This window comes from Micromonospora sp. WMMC250 (genome assembly GCF_027460215.1).
Lineage (GTDB): Bacteria > Actinomycetota > Actinomycetes > Mycobacteriales > Micromonosporaceae > Micromonospora > Micromonospora taraxaci.
Window position 1 is genome coordinate 925,166 of sequence record NZ_JAPZBJ010000002.1, and the last position, 16,512, is coordinate 941,677.

Genomic DNA, 16,512 nt, shown 5'->3' on the forward strand with positions numbered 1-16,512 from the left:
CGCCGATCGCGATCAGCGCCGGCCAGCGCGGACTGCGGCGACCACCGCCCGGCCTGCTCAGCGGACACCCCCGGAGACGAGCCCGGCGACCAGGTGCCGCCGCGACACCACCACGAGCACCACCGGCAGCACCGAGGCGAGCACCGAACTGGCGGCGAGCGCGCCGCTGTTGCTCACGAAGCTGCGTGTCTGCTCGGCCAGGAACGGCCCGAGCGGCGACGCCCCCGACCCGCTGAACAGCCGGCCCACCACCAGGTCGTTCCAGACCTGTACGAACTCCAGCACGGACACCGCCACCACCGCCGACAGGTTGTGGCGGGCCAGCCGGCGCAGGGTGTGCCACCACCGACGGCCGCCCAGCCGGGCGTCGCGCACCTGCTCGACGGGCAGGTCGGCGAACGCGTTGCGCAGCACCAGCACGGCGAACGGCACACCCAACGCGGTGTGCACCAGGGCCAGGCCCTGGGAGGTGCCGGAGGACAGCACCAGGCCGAGCACCTCGTTGACCGGGCCGGCGATCACCTGGATCGGCACGACGCTGGCGGCCAGCAGCAACAGCCCGGTGGCCTGCGCGGCCGGCCCGGTCAACCAGGCCAGCGGGTACGCGGCCAACAGCGCGACCACCAGCACCGTGGCGGTCACCGCGGTGGCCAGGAGCAACGTGAAGCCCAACGTGCGCCACAACTCGGTGCCGGTGACCAGATTCCGGTAGGACTCGCCGTCGGGCGCCGTCGACCACCAGCCACGCGCCGCGGCGTCGACCCTGCCGTGTGCCGAGGTGGCGACCAGCACCACCAGCGGCACCAGCCACGCCACCGCCGCGCCGACCGCGAGCAGCCGGATGACCCGCCGGGGCGGGGCGACCGGACCCGGCTGCGGGGCCGCCTCGGCGCGCGGCGGGGGCCAGGCCTGTCGGACGAAGAGAGCGGCCACCATGATCCCGCCGACGACCGCCACCAGCCACACCACGCCGAGCGCGGCGCCGTCGCCGGTGGTGGTGCCCCCCGAGGTCTGCCAGATCCGTAGCGCGAGCACCGACGCCTCGTCCCGGACCGAACCGGGGGTCATCACCAGGATCAGGTCGAACGTGCGGCTGGTGCCGACCGCCACCAGCGCGAAGACCACGGCCGTGGTGCGCAGCAGCAGGGGCCGCCACTGGGCGTCCCACAGGACGTGCCGACGCCGCCCGCCGTAGGCGCGGACCGCGTCGGCGAGACTCGGCGGCACCGTGTCCAGCGCGGATCGGAACACCAGCACGGCCAGGCCCACCCAGGCCCAGACGAACGCCGACATCAACGCCACGGTGACCAGCCCCGGCCCGAGCAACTGCGGCGCGTCCTCGGCCGAGCGGCCGGTCAGGCGGGCGGCGACCAGGGTGGCCAGCCCTCGGCTCGGGTCGGGGTCGTACATCAGCCGGAAGGTGACTCCGGTGACGACCAGCGGCAACGCCACCGGCACCAGGAGGATCAGGCGGACCAGGCCGCCCTCCTCGGAGCGGCGGGACGCGGCGGCGAGCAGGTAGCCCAGCGCGGTCACCACCGCCGGCACCAGCAGCGCCCACAGCACCGTCCGGCCGACCACCGCGCCGGTGCCCGGGGCGGCGAGCGCCGTGCGGAAATGCTCCGCGCCGACCCAGCGGCCGTCGGTGGTGACGCTGGCGTGCATGGTCCGGAGCACCGGCCACAGCACGAGCCCACCGAGCAGCACGGCGGCCGGCAGCAACAGCGCCGAGGTCGCTCCCGCCGCCGGATAGGCACGGCCCCGCCGGGGCGGCCCGACGTCGTCGAGAACGGCCAGCTCGCCGAGGACCCGCGGCTGGCTCATCGGCCGCCGCCCGCGTTGCGGGCCGCCAGGGCGAGCTGACCGGTGGCGCGGCGGATCGCCTCGTCGGCGCCGACACCGTCGGTGACGTCGGCGAAGAAGCTCTGCATGATGCGCCAGATGCCGACGCCGTCCGAGCCGGTGAACGCGCCCGGCAACTGGTCGGAGAGGTCGAAGCGCAGCGTGCCGGGCGCCTGCATCTCCCGGGCGAGCTTCCGGCCTACCTCGTCGGTGTAGCTGGTGATCGGCACGTTGGTGTTGGGCGACAGGTAGCCGCCGGCGCGCAACCACGGCCGGAACGAGTCGGCCCTGGTGAGCCACTGGACCAGCTCCACCCCACCCTGGGAGTCGGCGAACGCCACCGCCGCGTCCCCGCCCACGATCAACGGGCCGCCTCCGGGCCGGGTGCCCGGGAACGGGAACGTGGTGGGTGCTTCCGGACCGCGCTGGAACGGGCCGACGACGTCGGCGGTGAAGTCCGCCCCGCAGAGCATCACCGCACGCCGGGAATACACCACCTGGATCACCGACTCCTCGTACTGGGTGAGCAGGGCACGACGGCCGCCGCCCAGGAACGCGCCGTCGATGCTCCAGAGCTCGGCCAGCCGGTCCAGGGCGTCACGCACCGGCCTGCCCTGCCAGTCCGCGTCCGGACGGGCGAGAGCGTCGTAGCTCTCGGGTGCCACGTCGGCCAGCACGTTCTCGAACCAGTCGGTGAGCACCCAACCGTCCGCGGCGCCGATGGCCAGCGGCGCCGGGCCACCGGCACGCCGGGCGTTCGCGCCGAGCTGCCGGGTGCGCTCGACCAGCCCGTCCCAGTCGGTCGGCTGCTCGGGCAGCATCGACGGCAGGTGCCACACCAGCGACTTGTGCGCCGCCTTGACCCACACGCCGTAGCGCCGGCCGTCGGCGGTCAGCAGGTCGCCCAGCCCGTCGGGCACCGCGTACTCGCTGGACGGACGCACCGGGCTCAGCCAGCCACGCTGGGCGTACTCGGTGACCAGGCCGGGGCGGGGCAGGATCGCCACGTCCGGGCTGGTGCCCGCGAGGTGTCGGGCCCGCAGGAACGCGTCGATGTCGTTGCCGGCGCTCACCACCTGCACCGAACCGCCGAGGTAGTCGCCGACGACCTGGCGGAACCGGTCCAGCTCGCTGCTGCTCCAGACCACCGCGACCTGCACCGACCGGGTTCCGCCCGAGCAGCCGGCGGCCATGGCGGCGACGCCCGCGGCGGCGGCGCGCAGCAGGGCACGACGGCTCGGACGGGCGGACGGTCTCATCGGGTCGCCTCGCTCGGCTCGGTGACCAGCACGTGCCGCACCGGGATCTCGGCCAGGGTGGCCGGGTCGGCGGTACAGACCAGCACCGCCACCCCGGGGGCCTCGGGTGGGGAGAGCCGGGGCATCAGGTCGGCGAGGCGGCTGTCGCCGGCCGAACCCGCCGGCAGGTCGACCACGAGCACCTCGGGCAGGCAGGCCGCCGCCCGGGCCAGGGCCACCCGGAACCGTTGCGCGGCGGAGATCTGGTGCGGCAGCAGGGTCAGCGACAGCGCCAACTCGAGACGGTCGACGACAGTGGTCGTCCAGTCGTCGGCCACCTCGTGCACACGCTCGCGTTTGCGCTGGCCGTACTCGATGTTGCGGCGCACGTTGAGCTGCGGCAGGAGCGCGCCGCCGGCTGGCACGTAGCCGATCTGCCGGCGCGGCGGCGGCAGCGCGGTGACGTCCCGGTCACCGACCAGGATGCGACCGGTCACCGGAGCGGCGAGGCCGACCAGCACCCGGGCGACAGCGGTGCCGAACCGCGGCGGGGCGACCAGGGCGGCGAGCGTGCCGGCGGGGACGTCCAGGGTCACCGGCCCGGTGCCGGGGACGGCGACCAGTGCGTGTAGCCGTAACGTGACCCTCACCTCCGGTGACCGCTGGGAGACCGCACCCAGGGTGGCACACCGTGCCGACAATCGATGCCCTCGGGCACCTCCATTGTGGAGGTGTCGGCCGGTTCAGCCGGTGGAGTAGAGCGCGGCGAGGCCGGCCGCCGTGGCGGCCAGGCGCTCGCGCAACGCCGCCGGGGCCAGCACCTCGACGTCGGCGCCGAGGCGCAGCAGCTCACCGTGGGCATGGGTGAGCGACTCGATCGGCAGCACCGCGGTCACCCAGCCGCGCGCGTCCGGCGGCCCGGCGCTGGCATCCACAGCTGTCACCAGCGGATCGCCGGCGATCTCCCGCAGCCGTTCCCGACCACCGGGGGAGAGCCGTACGGTGGCCTCGTCGCGGTGCAGCCGGGCCCGGAACCGCACCACGTGCGCCCGCCACCACGACGGCAGGTCGAAGTCGGCGGGCCGGTCGAACTCCTGCGGGAGCGGAGTCAGGGCGAGGATCTGGCTGACCCGGTACGTCGCCGGCGCGCCCCGGCCGGGCTGGTCGGCCACCACGTACCACCGGCCACCCTTGAGCACCAGGCCGTACGGCTCCAGCACCCGGGTCACCTCACCGTTCCAGCTCCGGTAGCGCACCTCGACGCGGTGCTGCCGCCAGACCGCCTCGGCCGTACGCGCCAACTCCGGTGAGGCGTCACCGTCGGCGTACCAGCCGGGCGCGTCGAGGTGGAAGCGTTGCTGGAGTCGGGTGGCCCGGTCGCGCAGCGGCGCGGGGAGCGCGGCGTGCAGCTTGAGTTGCAGCGCTGCGACCACGTCGCCGTAGCCCAACTCGTCGGCCGGGCCGGGCAGACCCGCCAGGAACAGCCGGTCGGCCTCCTCGGCGGTCAGCCCGGTCAGGCGGGTCCGCCAGCCGTCGACCAGTTGGTAGCCGCCGGCGTGCCCGGCCTCTCCGTACAGCGGGATGCCGGCGGCGTGCAGCGACTCCACGTCGCGGTAGATGGTGCGGGGGGAGACGCCCAACCGGTCGGCGAGCTGCGCGGCGGTGAGCCGACCGTGTGTCTGGAGCAGCATCAGGACGGAGAGAAGTCGACTGGCCCGCACTTCACTGACACTAGCTGTCAGGGGAGTGATCCTACTGTCCCGACATGGCCTTTCGGAACAAGGATCTGAGCACGCCGGGACTCGTCACGGTGGACGGTCGACAGCTCAAGCGCTACCACATCGACCAGCCGGAACAGCGTATCGAGCCGGAGGTGGAGAAGGCGGCGTACGACCTGCTGCCCGCGCTGCTGGCCGACGTCGTGGACGACGGCACCCCGGCCGCCGGGTGGGTGGTGCTGCACCGGGGCGCGGACACCGGCGCGTACCTGCTGGCGTACACCTGGATGTTCGACAACGCGGTGGAGGTCCGCGTCGCGGTTGCCGGGCACCCGGCCCTGGACTGCCCCGACGACGACCCGACACACTTCGTCACACTGCGCCGGCCCGGGATGGGCTGCGTGTGGGAGTTGTCGGTGCTGGAGCACGAGCGGGCCGCCTGGGTCCGACACATGCTGGTGCCGGCGAGCCCCGACGTGACCGACTATCTGAGCGACACGCGAGCGGAAGGGCCGGTAGGCCACTGATGGGCGACTTCGACTTCTTCACCGGCACCTGGAACGTCGTCAACCGGCGGCTGCGCGAGCGGCTGGTCGGCTCGGACGAGTGGGAGGAGTTCCCCGGGGTGTCGGTAGCGCACGGCTTCTTCGCCGGCGGCGGCCACTTCGACGAGATCACGTTCCCGACCAGGGGCTCCGCCGGCGCCACGATCCGGATCTTCGATCCGGCCCGGCAGGAGTGGTCGATCTACTGGATGACCAGCGGCAGCGGGGTGCTCGAACAGCCGCCGATGGTGGGCCGTTTCGTCGACGGGGTCGGCCACTTCTACGCCGACGACCAGCACGAGGGGCGACCGGTGCGGTGCCGGTTCATCTGGTCGGACATCAGCGCGACCACCGCCCGCTGGGAGCAGGCGTTCTCGGTCGACGGTGAGCGGACCTGGGAAACCAACTGGATCATGATCTTCACGCGCGCGTCCGACTAGCAGGTTCCGGCCGTCCGGGTGCGGTGTTAGGGTCCGTCCACCGCCCTGGATGGAGGGACGTCATGGCCTCCGACCACGTCGATGTGCTGATCATCGGCGCCGGTCTGTCCGGCATCGGCGCGGCCTGCCACCTGACCCGGGGCTGCCCGGGCAAGACGTACGCGGTGCTGGAGGCACGCGACGCCGTCGGCGGCACCTGGGACCTCTTCCGCTACCCGGGCATCCGCTCGGACTCGGACATGTTCACCCTCGGCTACGCGTTCAAGCCCTGGACCGCCCCGAAGGCCATCGCCGACGGCGCGACCATCCGGGAGTACGTCCGCGAGACCGCCCGGGAGTACGACGTGCAGCGGCACATCCGCTTCCGGCACCGCGTGCTGCGCGCCGAGTGGCACAGCGCCACCGCCCGCTGGACGGTGTACGCGCAGCGGGCCGACACCGCCGAGGCAGTGATGCTGACCTGCTCGTTCCTGTTCGCCTGCACCGGCTACTACCGCTACGACGAGGGCTACACCCCACCGCTGCCCGGCGTCGACGCGTACACCGGGCGGTTGGTGCACCCGCAGCACTGGCCCGACGACCTCGACCACAACGGTAAGCGGGTGGTGGTCATCGGCAGCGGTGCCACAGCGGTGACAGTGGTGCCGGCGATGGCGCAGCGGGCCGCGCACGTGACGATGCTGCAACGCTCACCCACGTACGTCATGGCGTTGTCCTCGCGGGACCGGCTGGCCGACGCGCTGCGGCGCTGGCTGCCGGCGAGCGCCGCGTATCCGGTGGTGCGCGGGAAGAACGTGTTGCTGTCCACGCTCACCTACCAGCTCAGCCGGCGTGCGCCCGGCCTGGTGAGGCGGATGCTGCGCCGGGCCGCCACGGGCCGGCTCCCGGTCGGGTACGACGTCGACAGGCACTTCTCACCCCGCTACGACCCGTGGGACCAGCGGCTCTGCGTCGCGCCCGACGGTGACCTGTTCACCGCCGTGCGGCAGGGGCGGGCGTCGGTGGTCACCGACACCGTCGAGACCTTCACCCGGGACGGTGTCCGGCTGACCTCCGGCGACGTGCTGCCCGCCGACATCGTGGTCACCGCTACCGGGCTCAACCTGCTCGCCGTCGGTGGCCTGACGCTGCGCGTGGACGGCGTCGACGTCGACCTCGCCAGCACCGTCGCGTACAAGGGCATGATGCTGTCCGGGGTGCCGAACTTCGCGCTGACCCTCGGCTACACCAACGCGTCGTGGACGCTCAAGGCCGACCTCGTCGCCGGGTACGTCTGCCGTCTGCTGCGGCACCTGGACCGCACCGGCCAGCAGGTCGTCACGCCGCTCCCGCCGCCCGACGACGGGCGGGTGCCGCTGATCGACCTGCGCTCCGGCTACGTGCTGCGGGCCGTCGACACGCTACCCCGACAGGGTGCGAAAGCGCCGTGGCGGCTGCACCAGAACTACCCCCGCGACGTGCTGCTGATGCGCCACGGCAGGCTCACCGACGAGGGTGTGCGGTTCTCCCGGGCCGGCGAGACCGACGCGCCCACCGACACCCGACGTCCCATGTCGTCGGAGCGTCGCTGACCGCCAGGAGAGGAGCACCCCGTGCAGAGGTTCGAGTTCGCCGGGGCCACGGCCGTGGTCACCGGAGCGGCCAGCGGCATCGGTGCCGCGTTGGCGCACGCGCTGGCCCGCCGGGGCAGCGACCTGGTGCTGCTGGACCGCGACGCGCAGCGGCTGGACACCGTCGTCACAGCGATCCGCGTGGCGCACCCGGACCGTCAGGTGCGCACGTACGTGGTGGATCTCGCCGACGCGACGGCCACCGCCCAGGTGGCCGCGGAAATCGGCCAGCGGCACCCGCGCGTACGCCTGCTGGTGAACAACGCCGGCGTCGGCCTCGGGGGCCGGTTCGACCAGGTGACGTTCGACGAGTTCAGCTGGGTGATCGACGTCAACTTCCGGGCCGTGGCGCAGCTGACCCACGCGTTGCTGCCCACCCTGAAGGCGGACCGCGGCGCGCACCTGGTCAACATCTCCAGCCTGTTCGGGCTGATCGCGCCGGCCGGGCAGGCCGCGTACTCGGCGAGCAAGTTCGCCGTGCGCGGCCTCAGCGAGGCGCTGCGCCACGAACTGGTCGACGACGGCATCGGGGTGACGTCGGTGCACCCGGGCGGGATCCGCACCCGCATCACCGAGAACGCCCGCATCGGCAGCGGCGTCTCCCAAGAGGAGTACGCGGCCGGCCGGGCGCAGTTCGAGAAGCTGCTCACCATCGCGCCGGAGCGGGCCGCCGAGGTGATCCTGCGGGGCGTCGAGCGGCGTCGGGGCCGGGTGCTGATCGGCTGGTCGGCGAAGCTGCCTGACCTGCTGGCCCGGGCGCTGCCGGCCTCGTACAACCGGCTCCTGGCCACCGGCCTGAACCGGGGCGTCGTCCGCCCGACGCCGCCCGCCACCGGTGTGCCGGCGCAACGCCCCGCCGCCGACGCCGCTGTCGATTCGGCCCGCGACGTGGCGTGATCGTCGACGCGGCTAGGCCGGTTTGGCCACCGTCGCGCTGGGCCCGACGTCCCGGCTCCGCAGCAGCACGGTCACCGTCACCAGGGCGACGAGCAGGGCCGCGAGGACGTACACCGGTGCCGGGCCGAGCGGCGCGAGCAACGCCAGCAGCGCGACGACCGGGAAGGAGACGACCACCACGCCGTGCTGCTGCCGGCGTACGTGCAGCACCCAGATCGTGAGCAGGAAGACCGCGACGGGGATGCCCACCGCGTACCCGGCGGTGGTCTCGGAGATGTGCGCGAGGTCCCGGTCGACGTCCACCGCCGCGCCCAGCCCGGCCCCGATCGCCGCGATCGCCGCGAAGACCAGGTAGTGGCCGTAGCCCCAGATGAGGGAGTACGGCATCCGGTCCGGCGCCTCGTTCGGTCGGTCGAAGTAGAGCCACCAGAGCGCGAACACGATGACCGCGCCCGCCGCCGCGAGCGACCACAGATCGTGTTCGCCGGCGTTGAGTCCGTCCTGGATCGCCAACGAGACGGCAGCCACCGCCTCACCGAGCACGATCAGGGTGAACAGCCCGTACCGCTCGGTGATGTGCGCCGGGTGCCACGGGGTCATGCCGGGGCGTTCGGCCACCGCCGGCACCGCAAGGTCGGCCAGCGCCAGCAGCACGAACGACGCGAGGCCCCACTCGTCGGGCAGCGACAGACGCAGCAGCCACCCGAGTTGTACGACCGTCACGCCGATCGCGTAGCGGCGCGCCGCCGCCCGGTGCGCGAGGTCGCCGACGGCGGCTCGGGTCCAGTGCACGACAGCGGCCAGCCGCACCACCACGTACCCGTAGGTGATGACGCTGAAATCGCCGTCGGTGAACGCCCGGGTCACCCCGGAAGCGATGATCAGCGCCCCGGCGATCTGCACCAGCGTGGTGATCCGGTAGACGTCGTCGTCGGTGTCGTACGCCGAGGCGAACCAGGTGAAGTTCATCCACGACCACCAGATCGCGAAGAAGACCATCAGGTAGCTGGTCAGCCCGTGGCCGACGTGACCGTCGGAGACGTCGTGGTGCAGGTTGCCGGCGGCCTGCGCCACGGCCACCACGAAGCACAGGTCGAAGAAGAGTTCCAGCGGCGTGGCCGCGCGGTGCGGCTCGTTGCGGCGATGGGGCCGCATCGGCCGGTAGAACGGCCGTACCGGGCGGGAGTCGGTCAACTGCGCTCCTCAACGGGGATCAGGAGCGTCGCCGACGACCGTGGGTCAGACCTTCCAGCACCAGGGTCAGCCCCGCGCCGACCAGCCAGACGTCCTTGGCCAACCCCGCACCCTGCTGGGTCGGGCGGATGCTGCCGGGTTCCCGCAACCCCGGCGTCTTCAGGTACAGCTGCACCAGGCCCGCGCCGAACGCGGTCAGACCCAGCCCGACCAGGGGCGCCGGGACGAACGGCGCGATCAGCGCGGCCCCGAGGGCGACCTCCGAGTACGCCAGCAGCTTCGCGAAGCGCGCCGGCTCGAACTGACCCAGTTGCGGCACGGCCGTCACCGCCATCCCGTGCATGCTCTCCGCGGCGGCGCCCTCCAGGTTCCGTTTCTGCAGACCCGAGTTGAGGAAGTACGCACCGATGCTGACCCGTAGCGGCAGGTGTGCGAGTTTCATGGTCACTCCCGTTGGCCGTGGTCGAATGCGGCCCGCGTACCCCGGACCGCCCGCGATAACCGCCGGGCGGGCTGGGCTGGCCGTGGTGGTCGCGGTAGGTTCGCCGAGGGCCCAGCGCCGAGCCCGTGGCACCCCCGCCCCCCGCTCGGCGTCCGGTCCTGCCGCAGACCACCAGCAGGAGGCGAAGTGAGCCAGCAAGTCCGGGGAGTCATCTCCCGCAGCAAGGGCGCGCCGGTCGAGGTCACCACCATCGTGGTGCCCGATCCCGGCCCCGGTGAGGCCGTCGTCCGGATCCAGTCCTGCGGTGTCTGCCACACCGACCTGCACTACCGCGAGGGTGGCATCAACGACGACTACCCGTTCCTGCTGGGCCACGAGGCGGCGGGCATCGTGGAGCAGGTCGGCGAGGGCGTCACCGACGTCGCTCCGGGCGACTTCGTGGTCCTCAACTGGCGTGCGGTCTGCGGCGACTGCCGCGCCTGCCGCCGAGGCCGCCCCTGGTACTGCTTCAACACCCACAACGCGAAGCAGCGGATGACGCTCACCGACGGCACCGAACTCGCCCCGGCGCTGGGCATCGGCGCGTTCGCCGAGAAGACCCTGGTGCACGCCGGGCAGTGCACCAAGGTGGACCCGGCCGCCCGACCGGCTGCCGTGGGTCTGCTCGGCTGCGGGGTGATGGCGGGGCTGGGCGCGGCGATGAACACCGGCAACGTCACCCGGGGCGACTCGGTCGCGGTGATCGGCTGCGGCGGTGTCGGCGACGCGGCGGTCGCCGGTGCCGTCCTGGCCGGCGCGACCACGATCGTCGCGGTGGACACCGACAGCCGCAAGCTCGACTGGGCCCGCCAGTTCGGCGCCACCCACACCGTGAACGCCTCGGAGACCGACCCGGTCGAGGCGATCCGTGCCGCCACCGGCGGCTTCGGCGCCGACGTGGTGATCGACGCGGTGGGTCGACCGGAGACCTGGAAGCAGGCGTTCTACGCCCGCGACCTGGCCGGCACGGTGGTGCTGGTCGGCGTACCGACCCCGCAGATGCAGATCGAACTGCCCCTGCTGGACGTGTTCGGACGCGGCGGCGCCCTCAAGTCGAGCTGGTACGGCGACTGTCTGCCCAGCCGGGACTTCCCCATGCTCACCGAGCTGTACCTGCAGGGCCGGCTCGACCTCGACGCGTTCGTCACCGAGGAGATCACGCTCGACCAGGTCGAGAACGCGTTCGAGCGGATGCACCACGGCGACGTGCTGCGCTCGGTAGTGGTGTTCTGATGACGGCCCGCATCGACCGCGCCGTCACCGCCGGCACGTTCTCGTTGGACGGCCAGACGTTCGACGTGGACAACAACGTCTGGGTGATCGGTGACGACAACGAGTGCGTCGTCCTGGACGCCCCGCACGACGTGGCCGCGATCCTCGCCCTGGTGGGTGACCGGCAGGTCCGCGCGATCCTGGCCACCCACGCCCACGACGACCACGTCCGGGTGGCGCCCGAGCTGGCCGAGGCCACCGGCGCGCCGGTGTTGCTGCACGCAGCCGACCGGGTGTTGTGGGACATGGTCCACCCGCACCTGCCGCCGCACGGCGAACTGCACGACGGGCAGAGCATCGAGGTGGGCGGCACGACGCTGCGGGTGCTGCACACCCCCGGGCACAGCCCCGGCGCGTGCAGCTTCCACGCCCCGGACCTGGGCGTGGTCTTCACGGGGGACACGCTGTTCGCCGGGGGGCCGGGTGCGACCGGTCGCTCGTACAGCGACTTCGACACCATCGTCAGGTCGATCCGTACCCGCCTGCTCACCCTGCCGGCGGAGACGGTCGTGCACACGGGCCACGGTGACGACACCACCATCGGCGCGGAGGCCCCGCACCTTGAGGAGTGGTTGGCGCGCGGCCACTGAGCACGCGTGCGGGTGCGCGGCTCAGCGCTCGTCGGCCGCCCCCAGCACCGGCTTGACGTCCAGGATCGGGGTGCCGTCGAGGGCCTCCAGGTCGGCCACCTCGATGCGCAGCCCGTCCACGCCCAGGACCCGCACCCGGTGCAGTCCGATCGGATTGGGCCGGTGCGGGGACCGGGTGCTGAACACCCCGGTCTCCGGCCGGCTCTGGTCGCCGCGCGGGTGCACCACCAGCACGTCGCGCCGGGCGCGGTCCAACCAGGTCAGCACCAGCAGCTCCGCGCCTTCCCGCAGGTCGCGCACAGCCGGGCCGACCTGCGCGTCGAAGACCAACCAGGCGGTCGGGGCGCCCTCGTCACCCTGCCGCGGAGCGTCCGCCACGTCCGTCAGCGGCGAGGCGACCCGGCCCACCGGGCGCAGGAGGTACGTCTCGTCGTGCGGTTTCCCGGCCATGACGCTCCCTTCCCGACGGTGCGAGCCTACGGCGTTAGGATCGCGCGCATGGCCACCGAACCCCCCGCACCTGTCGTCCGTCAGCTGCGCCTCGTGGTGGAGGCCGAAGACTACGAGGCCGCCGTCGCGTTCTTCCGGGACGCGCTCGGCCTGCCCGAGGAGGCGGAGTTCGTCAGCGACGGCGACGCCCGGGTGATGATCCTGGATGCCGGCCGCGCCACCCTCGAACTCGCGAACCCGGCCCAGAAACGCATGATCGACGAGGTCGAGGTGGGACGGCAGGTCGCCCCCCGGATGCGGGTGGCCTTCGAGGTGGACGACGCCGAGGCGACCACCTCCCGGCTGGTCGCCGCCGGGGCGAGTGAGGTCGCGCCGCCGACGCGTACTCCGTGGGATTCTCTGAACTCCCGCCTCGACGCCCCCGCAGGCCTGCACATCACCGTCTTCCAGGAGCTGCTCGCGACGGACGTGCGGGCGGGGACGCGGGATGCGGAGCCCGGACGTGACAGCGACAACTGAGTCCGGCAGTTCCCGGGGCGCGGCTCTCACCCCGGCGCAGACGGCGCGGTTTCCCGCTGCTGTGGCACCCGGGCTTCGCGCCGGCCGTCGACCGGGTCGACGCCGACTTCCGAGGGCCGGCGATTCCCGGTGGACCGACCGAGGTCCGGTCGCGGAAACCCTCCAGCACCTCAAGCAGCTCTGGCATGTCCTCGTCCGCTACGGCGAGTCGCACGCCAACCTCACCCACAGTGTTGGGCCCGTCATTCACTCACGGTAGCGACAAAACCGCCGCCGCCCGCCTCCCCACCACGGTGAATTCCTCCTTTGCTCTGCACCCAGATCGGCACCACGGACGCTGAGCTGCCGACGAGCCATTTCCGCCCACCAGAGGCGTTCCGCACCGCCGTCACGAGCGGTGACTGGTGCGTATTGCGGTGCAGAGCAAAGGCTGTCGACGAAATTCTGCCTGCGACCGCTGAAGTCGCTCTGCGTCACCATCGTCGGGTGATGCGGCCACCGAGCCGCGTCTGTCCGGTTCTGCGCCGTGACCGTGACCGCAGCCAGCCGACGTGAGGCCATTTCCGGAATGACCGACACGTGAACCGGGTTGTGTCCCCCGTACCGCCGGAGCCCAAACCCTTTTCCGCGGTCATCTCCCGAGGAGTGTTCACCCCGGAGCGCTCCGCACGATCGAAAGGGCAACCATCGTGAAGGTCGACTTCACTCGATGGCTCCCCGCCATCGCTAAGGACTCGTACCGCAAGACCGCGCTGAGCGTCGCGGGTGTGGCTGCCCTCGGCGGCCTGGCCCTCGCGCCGACCGCAGTCGCCGCTCCGGTCACCACCGGACCTCACCAGGGCGCCGTCGCCGCCATCGACCTCGCCACCGGCAAGGCCGCCACCTCGGCCCAGCAGGACGACCAGCCCGTCGAGTCGGGCCTGACCACCGGCTCCGCCACCGGCAAGCCGCCGGCCGGCAAGCCCAGCCGAGCCCAGCTGATCCCGCACGGCATCGAGGGCGCCCAGTCGCGCATCCCGCTCGACGACGCGCAGCTCGCCAACGCCCGGCACATCGTCGACGCCGCCAAGAAGACCGGCGTCGGTGACCGGGGCGCGGTGATCGGCGTGGCCACCTCGCTTCAGGAGTCGAAGCTCTACAACCTCGGCCACCTGGGCGCGTACAACGACCACGACTCGCAGGGCCTGTTCCAGCAGCGCCCGTCGTCCGGTTGGGGCACGCCCGACCAGATCACCGACCCGGAGTACTCCGCCACCGCGTTCTTCAGCGCACTCAAGAACGTGGGCGGCTGGCAGGACCTGCCGCTGACCACCGCCGCGCAGACCGTCCAGGTCTCCGCGTTCCCGTACGCGTACGCGCAGTGGGAGGAGCAGGCGGCGGACATCGTCCAGCAGCTCTGGTGACACCCACACACACGCCGGCCGGTCCCCACGCGGGGACCGGCCGGCGTCGTCGTGTCTCAGCAAGCCGGATAGAGGCGGCGGGTGCCGACGCCGGCGGCGTACGCCTCCCGGTCGCTGAACCGGCAGCCGTAGTCGGGCCGCGCCACCACCGCCGGATCGGTCACGGTGTCGCCGGCCGGGCGGTTGCCGGTGCGTACCCAGGACACCAGGTCGTCCCAGGCGGCGCCGGCCTCGGCCGGGGTGAACTCGCAGTGCTGCGTGGCCCGGATGGCCCGTTGGACCACCAGCTTGCTGCGACCGTGCCGCGCCACGTCCGTGGCATACGCCTGCTCCATGCTGAACGGCACGAACAGGTCACCGAGGCCGTGCAGGCTGAGCACCGGCGCGGTGGGCCGACCGGCGATCCGCGGCACCTCCGTCAGGGTCGGCAGGAGCCGCTGCACCGGGTTCTCCGGCGCGACCCTCCGCACCGTGGCGTTGACGTCGACCGGGCTGTTCGGGGCGTACCGGGTGAGCAGGTTGGTGGAGAGCTGACCGGGCCGCTGGGCGGGGGAGTTGCCACTCCCGGTGGGCACGCTGATCGAGAAGAGGAAGTCCTTCCAGACCGCGAACGCCGCGTCCGCACCCGGACGCGGCCCGCCCGAACGGTTCACCGTGATGGCCCGCAACTGCTTACCCCGGTCCGTGGTGGTGTCCGGCCCGGTGGGGGTCAGCCCGGCCAGACCGAGCGCCACCTGGATTCGGGGTACGGCGTTCGTCAGGTAGTCGGCCGGCGTCGGGTACGCCGGCACCCCGGCGAGGGTCTGCGCGACCAGGTTGTAGTCCAGGTAGAAGTCGAGCAACGTCTGGTCGCCGAGCACCCCGCACATCGGCAGCGCCCCGTCGTAGAAGCCGCGGTACTGCTCCAGCGAACGACCGATGACGTACCCGCCCATCGACACCCCGGCGACGTACGTGTGCTGCGGCCGACGAACCGTCCGTCCGAAGTGGTCGGCGAGATCCTTCGTGCCCAGCACCCCCGAACGGATGTCGAAGCCGTTCCTGTCGTACGAGGACGACGCCCAGGCGTACCCCTGCTTTAGAAGTCGCTCGCGCAGCCCGAAGCCCGGCGGCTCCGGCGAGAGCACCGTGCCCTGACCGCGATAGCCGTGCGCCCACAACACCAGGTCACCGTTCCACCGGGCGGGAACCTCGATGATGTACCCGGCGTGGCGGTGCACGCCCTGGCGTACCGTCGTCGGCTTGCCGCCCACGACCAGCGGCGTCAACGGCGGATTCTCGATGGTGTACCCGGGTAGCGGCTCCCCGCCCCTCGGGTCGCGGCCGGTGGCGGTGGCCGGCGCGGCACCGGCCAGCCCGACCGCCAGAGTCAGCGTCGCGGTGGCGGCGAGCAGCCTGCGGAGTGTACGAACGGGTGCGGACAGCATCGATGCTCCCCATCGGACGGACGTCGCCCGGGGGCGACCAGGCGGGACGGTTGCCTACCGGCCGGTAGCGCCCTGAACCTAGGACCGCCGTCGACCAGTGTCAATGGCTGCGCTGATCGGCCGGTCAAGCCCGACTGTCCGGCTGATCAGGCCCGTCCGTGCGCCGTCAGTGCGGGTCAGCCTGCGCGTGCGGTGAGCACATGCGCGCGTCGACCCGGCCGCCCGTGCGTGCGGAATGCGGACCGCCGTCCGTCCGGGTCAGCCGGCATGCTGATCGGTGAGGTGCCCGTCACCGGTACCCGGCTGCCTGAGCAGGCAGACCTGTCGGGTTGACTTGTCGCCGTGGACGAGTCGATCTGGGAGGCGGCCCGCGCGTCGCGGAGCTGGTTGGACAACGCGAACGGCACCGGGCAGACCGAACTGACCTGCCGCATCCTGAAGCTGACCGAGGAGGCGGGGGAGGCGTCCGCCGCCTGGATCGGCCTGCTCGGGCAGAACCCGCGCAAGGGCGTCACCCACACCCGCGAGGACGTCGCCGCCGAGCTGGCCGACGTCGCCTTCACCGCGTTGGTGGCCATCGAGAGCCTGGGGCTGGACGCCCAGACAGTCCTGGCCGCCTGCGCCGCGAAAGTCCGCTCCCGCCTCGCCACCTGAACGAGCCCGCCACCCGTCGCCTTCGTCCCACGCTGAGCTCGCTCGGCCGCCTTGGCCGCCTTGGCCGCTCGGCCGCCTTAGTCGCTCGGCCGGTTTGGGCGGTGCGGCCGGTTTGGGCTGCTTGGCTAGCCTGTTCGTTCGGCCGCGGCGCCCGCCTGGGCCGCTTGGGGCGTCTGGCCCTTTGGCCGTTTGGCCGCCAAACCTCGACCCTCGCCAGCGCAATGCCGCCCGA

17 protein-coding genes and 2 pseudogenes are annotated in these 16,512 nt (G+C 72.5%); 11 read left to right on the top strand and 8 right to left on the bottom strand.

What is annotated here, in order from left to right:
- Positions 1 to 57 precede the first annotated feature (57 nt).
- From O3438_RS03635 to O3438_RS03650, 4 genes are all read right to left on the bottom strand, one after another.
- Positions 58 to 1,824 carry an ABC transporter permease gene (locus tag O3438_RS03635; RefSeq protein ID WP_269678571.1) on the bottom strand — a complete coding sequence of 589 codons (1,767 nt, stop codon included), beginning with the start codon at positions 1,822 to 1,824 and terminating at the stop codon, positions 58 to 60.
- On the bottom strand, positions 1,821 to 3,101 hold the full coding sequence (locus tag O3438_RS03640; protein WP_269678572.1) for an extracellular solute-binding protein: 1,281 nt from the start codon (positions 3,099 to 3,101) through the stop codon (positions 1,821 to 1,823). Before O3438_RS03640 ends, O3438_RS03635 begins: the two co-directional genes overlap by 4 nt.
- Entirely contained in the window at positions 3,098 to 3,730 is a 633-nt protein-coding gene (locus O3438_RS03645; RefSeq protein ID WP_269678573.1) for an ATP-binding cassette domain-containing protein, read from the bottom strand. The genes O3438_RS03640 and O3438_RS03645 overlap by 4 nt, the downstream gene beginning before the upstream one ends.
- Before the next feature lie 93 nt (positions 3,731 to 3,823).
- Positions 3,824 to 4,801 carry a helix-turn-helix transcriptional regulator gene (locus tag O3438_RS03650; RefSeq protein ID WP_269678574.1) on the bottom strand — a complete coding sequence of 326 codons (978 nt, stop codon included), beginning with the start codon at positions 4,799 to 4,801 and terminating at the stop codon, positions 3,824 to 3,826.
- Between the two features lie 44 nt (positions 4,802 to 4,845).
- On the opposite strand from O3438_RS03650, the gene O3438_RS03655 reads away from it, so the two are divergent.
- The 4 genes from O3438_RS03655 to O3438_RS03670 all read left to right on the top strand — a co-directional run bounded on the left by O3438_RS03655 (position 4,846) and on the right by O3438_RS03670 (position 8,290).
- Entirely contained in the window at positions 4,846 to 5,325 is a 480-nt protein-coding gene (locus O3438_RS03655) for a hypothetical protein (protein ID WP_269678575.1), read from the top strand.
- Positions 5,325 to 5,783, top strand: a complete 459-nt coding sequence (locus O3438_RS03660) for a hypothetical protein (RefSeq protein ID WP_269678576.1) — start codon at positions 5,325 to 5,327, stop codon at positions 5,781 to 5,783. The genes O3438_RS03655 and O3438_RS03660 overlap by 1 nt, the downstream gene beginning before the upstream one ends.
- Positions 5,784 to 5,845: 62 nt before the next feature.
- Positions 5,846 to 7,354: a flavin-containing monooxygenase gene (locus O3438_RS03665; RefSeq protein WP_269678577.1), complete on the top strand. Its 1,509-nt coding sequence runs from the start codon at positions 5,846 to 5,848 to the stop codon at positions 7,352 to 7,354.
- A 21-nt stretch (positions 7,355 to 7,375) separates the two neighbouring features.
- Entirely contained in the window at positions 7,376 to 8,290 is a 915-nt protein-coding gene (locus tag O3438_RS03670; RefSeq protein ID WP_269678578.1) for an SDR family NAD(P)-dependent oxidoreductase, read from the top strand.
- A 12-nt stretch (positions 8,291 to 8,302) separates the two neighbouring features.
- On the opposite strand, the gene O3438_RS03675 is transcribed toward O3438_RS03670, so the two are convergent.
- Together O3438_RS03675 and O3438_RS03680 are read right to left on the bottom strand one after the other, a co-directional pair.
- Positions 8,303 to 9,484 (bottom strand): low temperature requirement protein A, encoded by a 1,182-nt coding sequence (locus O3438_RS03675; RefSeq protein WP_269678579.1) that lies wholly within the window; start codon positions 9,482 to 9,484, stop codon positions 8,303 to 8,305.
- Positions 9,485 to 9,503: 19 nt separating this feature from the next.
- Positions 9,504 to 9,926 carry a hypothetical protein gene (locus O3438_RS03680; protein ID WP_269678580.1) on the bottom strand — a complete coding sequence of 141 codons (423 nt, stop codon included), beginning with the start codon at positions 9,924 to 9,926 and terminating at the stop codon, positions 9,504 to 9,506.
- A 186-nt stretch (positions 9,927 to 10,112) separates the two neighbouring features.
- Here O3438_RS03680 and O3438_RS03685 point away from each other — a divergent pair, with 186 nt between their 5' ends.
- Both O3438_RS03685 and O3438_RS03690 read left to right on the top strand, forming a co-directional pair.
- Positions 10,113 to 11,198: an S-(hydroxymethyl)mycothiol dehydrogenase gene (locus O3438_RS03685; RefSeq protein ID WP_269678581.1), complete on the top strand. Its 1,086-nt coding sequence runs from the start codon at positions 10,113 to 10,115 to the stop codon at positions 11,196 to 11,198.
- Positions 11,198 to 11,827, top strand: coding sequence for an MBL fold metallo-hydrolase (locus tag O3438_RS03690; protein ID WP_269678582.1), 630 nt, complete (start codon positions 11,198 to 11,200; stop codon positions 11,825 to 11,827). The genes O3438_RS03685 and O3438_RS03690 overlap by 1 nt, the downstream gene beginning before the upstream one ends.
- Positions 11,828 to 11,848: 21 nt before the next feature.
- Here O3438_RS03690 and tsaA read toward each other — a convergent pair whose 3' ends face one another.
- Positions 11,849 to 12,277, bottom strand: coding sequence for a tRNA (N6-threonylcarbamoyladenosine(37)-N6)-methyltransferase TrmO (gene tsaA, locus O3438_RS03695; RefSeq protein WP_269678583.1), 429 nt, complete (start codon positions 12,275 to 12,277; stop codon positions 11,849 to 11,851).
- 48 nt (positions 12,278 to 12,325) lie between these two features.
- Between tsaA and O3438_RS03700 the strand changes: the two genes are divergently transcribed.
- From O3438_RS03700 to O3438_RS34295, 4 genes and pseudogenes are all read left to right on the top strand, one after another.
- Positions 12,326 to 12,796: a VOC family protein gene (locus O3438_RS03700; RefSeq protein WP_269678584.1), complete on the top strand. Its 471-nt coding sequence runs from the start codon at positions 12,326 to 12,328 to the stop codon at positions 12,794 to 12,796.
- Complete coding sequence (locus tag O3438_RS03705; protein ID WP_332367444.1) at positions 12,765 to 13,055, top strand: DUF3626 domain-containing protein; 291 nt, start codon at positions 12,765 to 12,767, stop codon at positions 13,053 to 13,055. The genes O3438_RS03700 and O3438_RS03705 overlap by 32 nt, the downstream gene beginning before the upstream one ends.
- A gap of 430 nt (positions 13,056 to 13,485) precedes the next feature.
- Positions 13,486 to 13,678 (top strand): annotated as a pseudogene (locus O3438_RS34290) (hypothetical protein); the annotation flags it as partial.
- Positions 13,679 to 13,758: 80 nt separating this feature from the next.
- Positions 13,759 to 14,199 (top strand): annotated as a pseudogene (locus O3438_RS34295) (hypothetical protein); the annotation flags it as partial.
- Positions 14,200 to 14,255: 56 nt separating this feature from the next.
- Here O3438_RS34295 and O3438_RS03715 read toward each other — a convergent pair.
- Complete coding sequence (locus O3438_RS03715) at positions 14,256 to 15,626, bottom strand: hypothetical protein (protein WP_269678586.1); 1,371 nt, start codon at positions 15,624 to 15,626, stop codon at positions 14,256 to 14,258.
- Positions 15,627 to 15,968: 342 nt separating this feature from the next.
- Here O3438_RS03715 and O3438_RS03720 point away from each other — a divergent pair, with 342 nt between their 5' ends.
- Positions 15,969 to 16,280: a MazG-like family protein gene (locus O3438_RS03720; RefSeq protein ID WP_269678587.1), complete on the top strand. Its 312-nt coding sequence runs from the start codon at positions 15,969 to 15,971 to the stop codon at positions 16,278 to 16,280.
- The last annotated feature ends 232 nt before the right edge of the window (positions 16,281 to 16,512 follow it).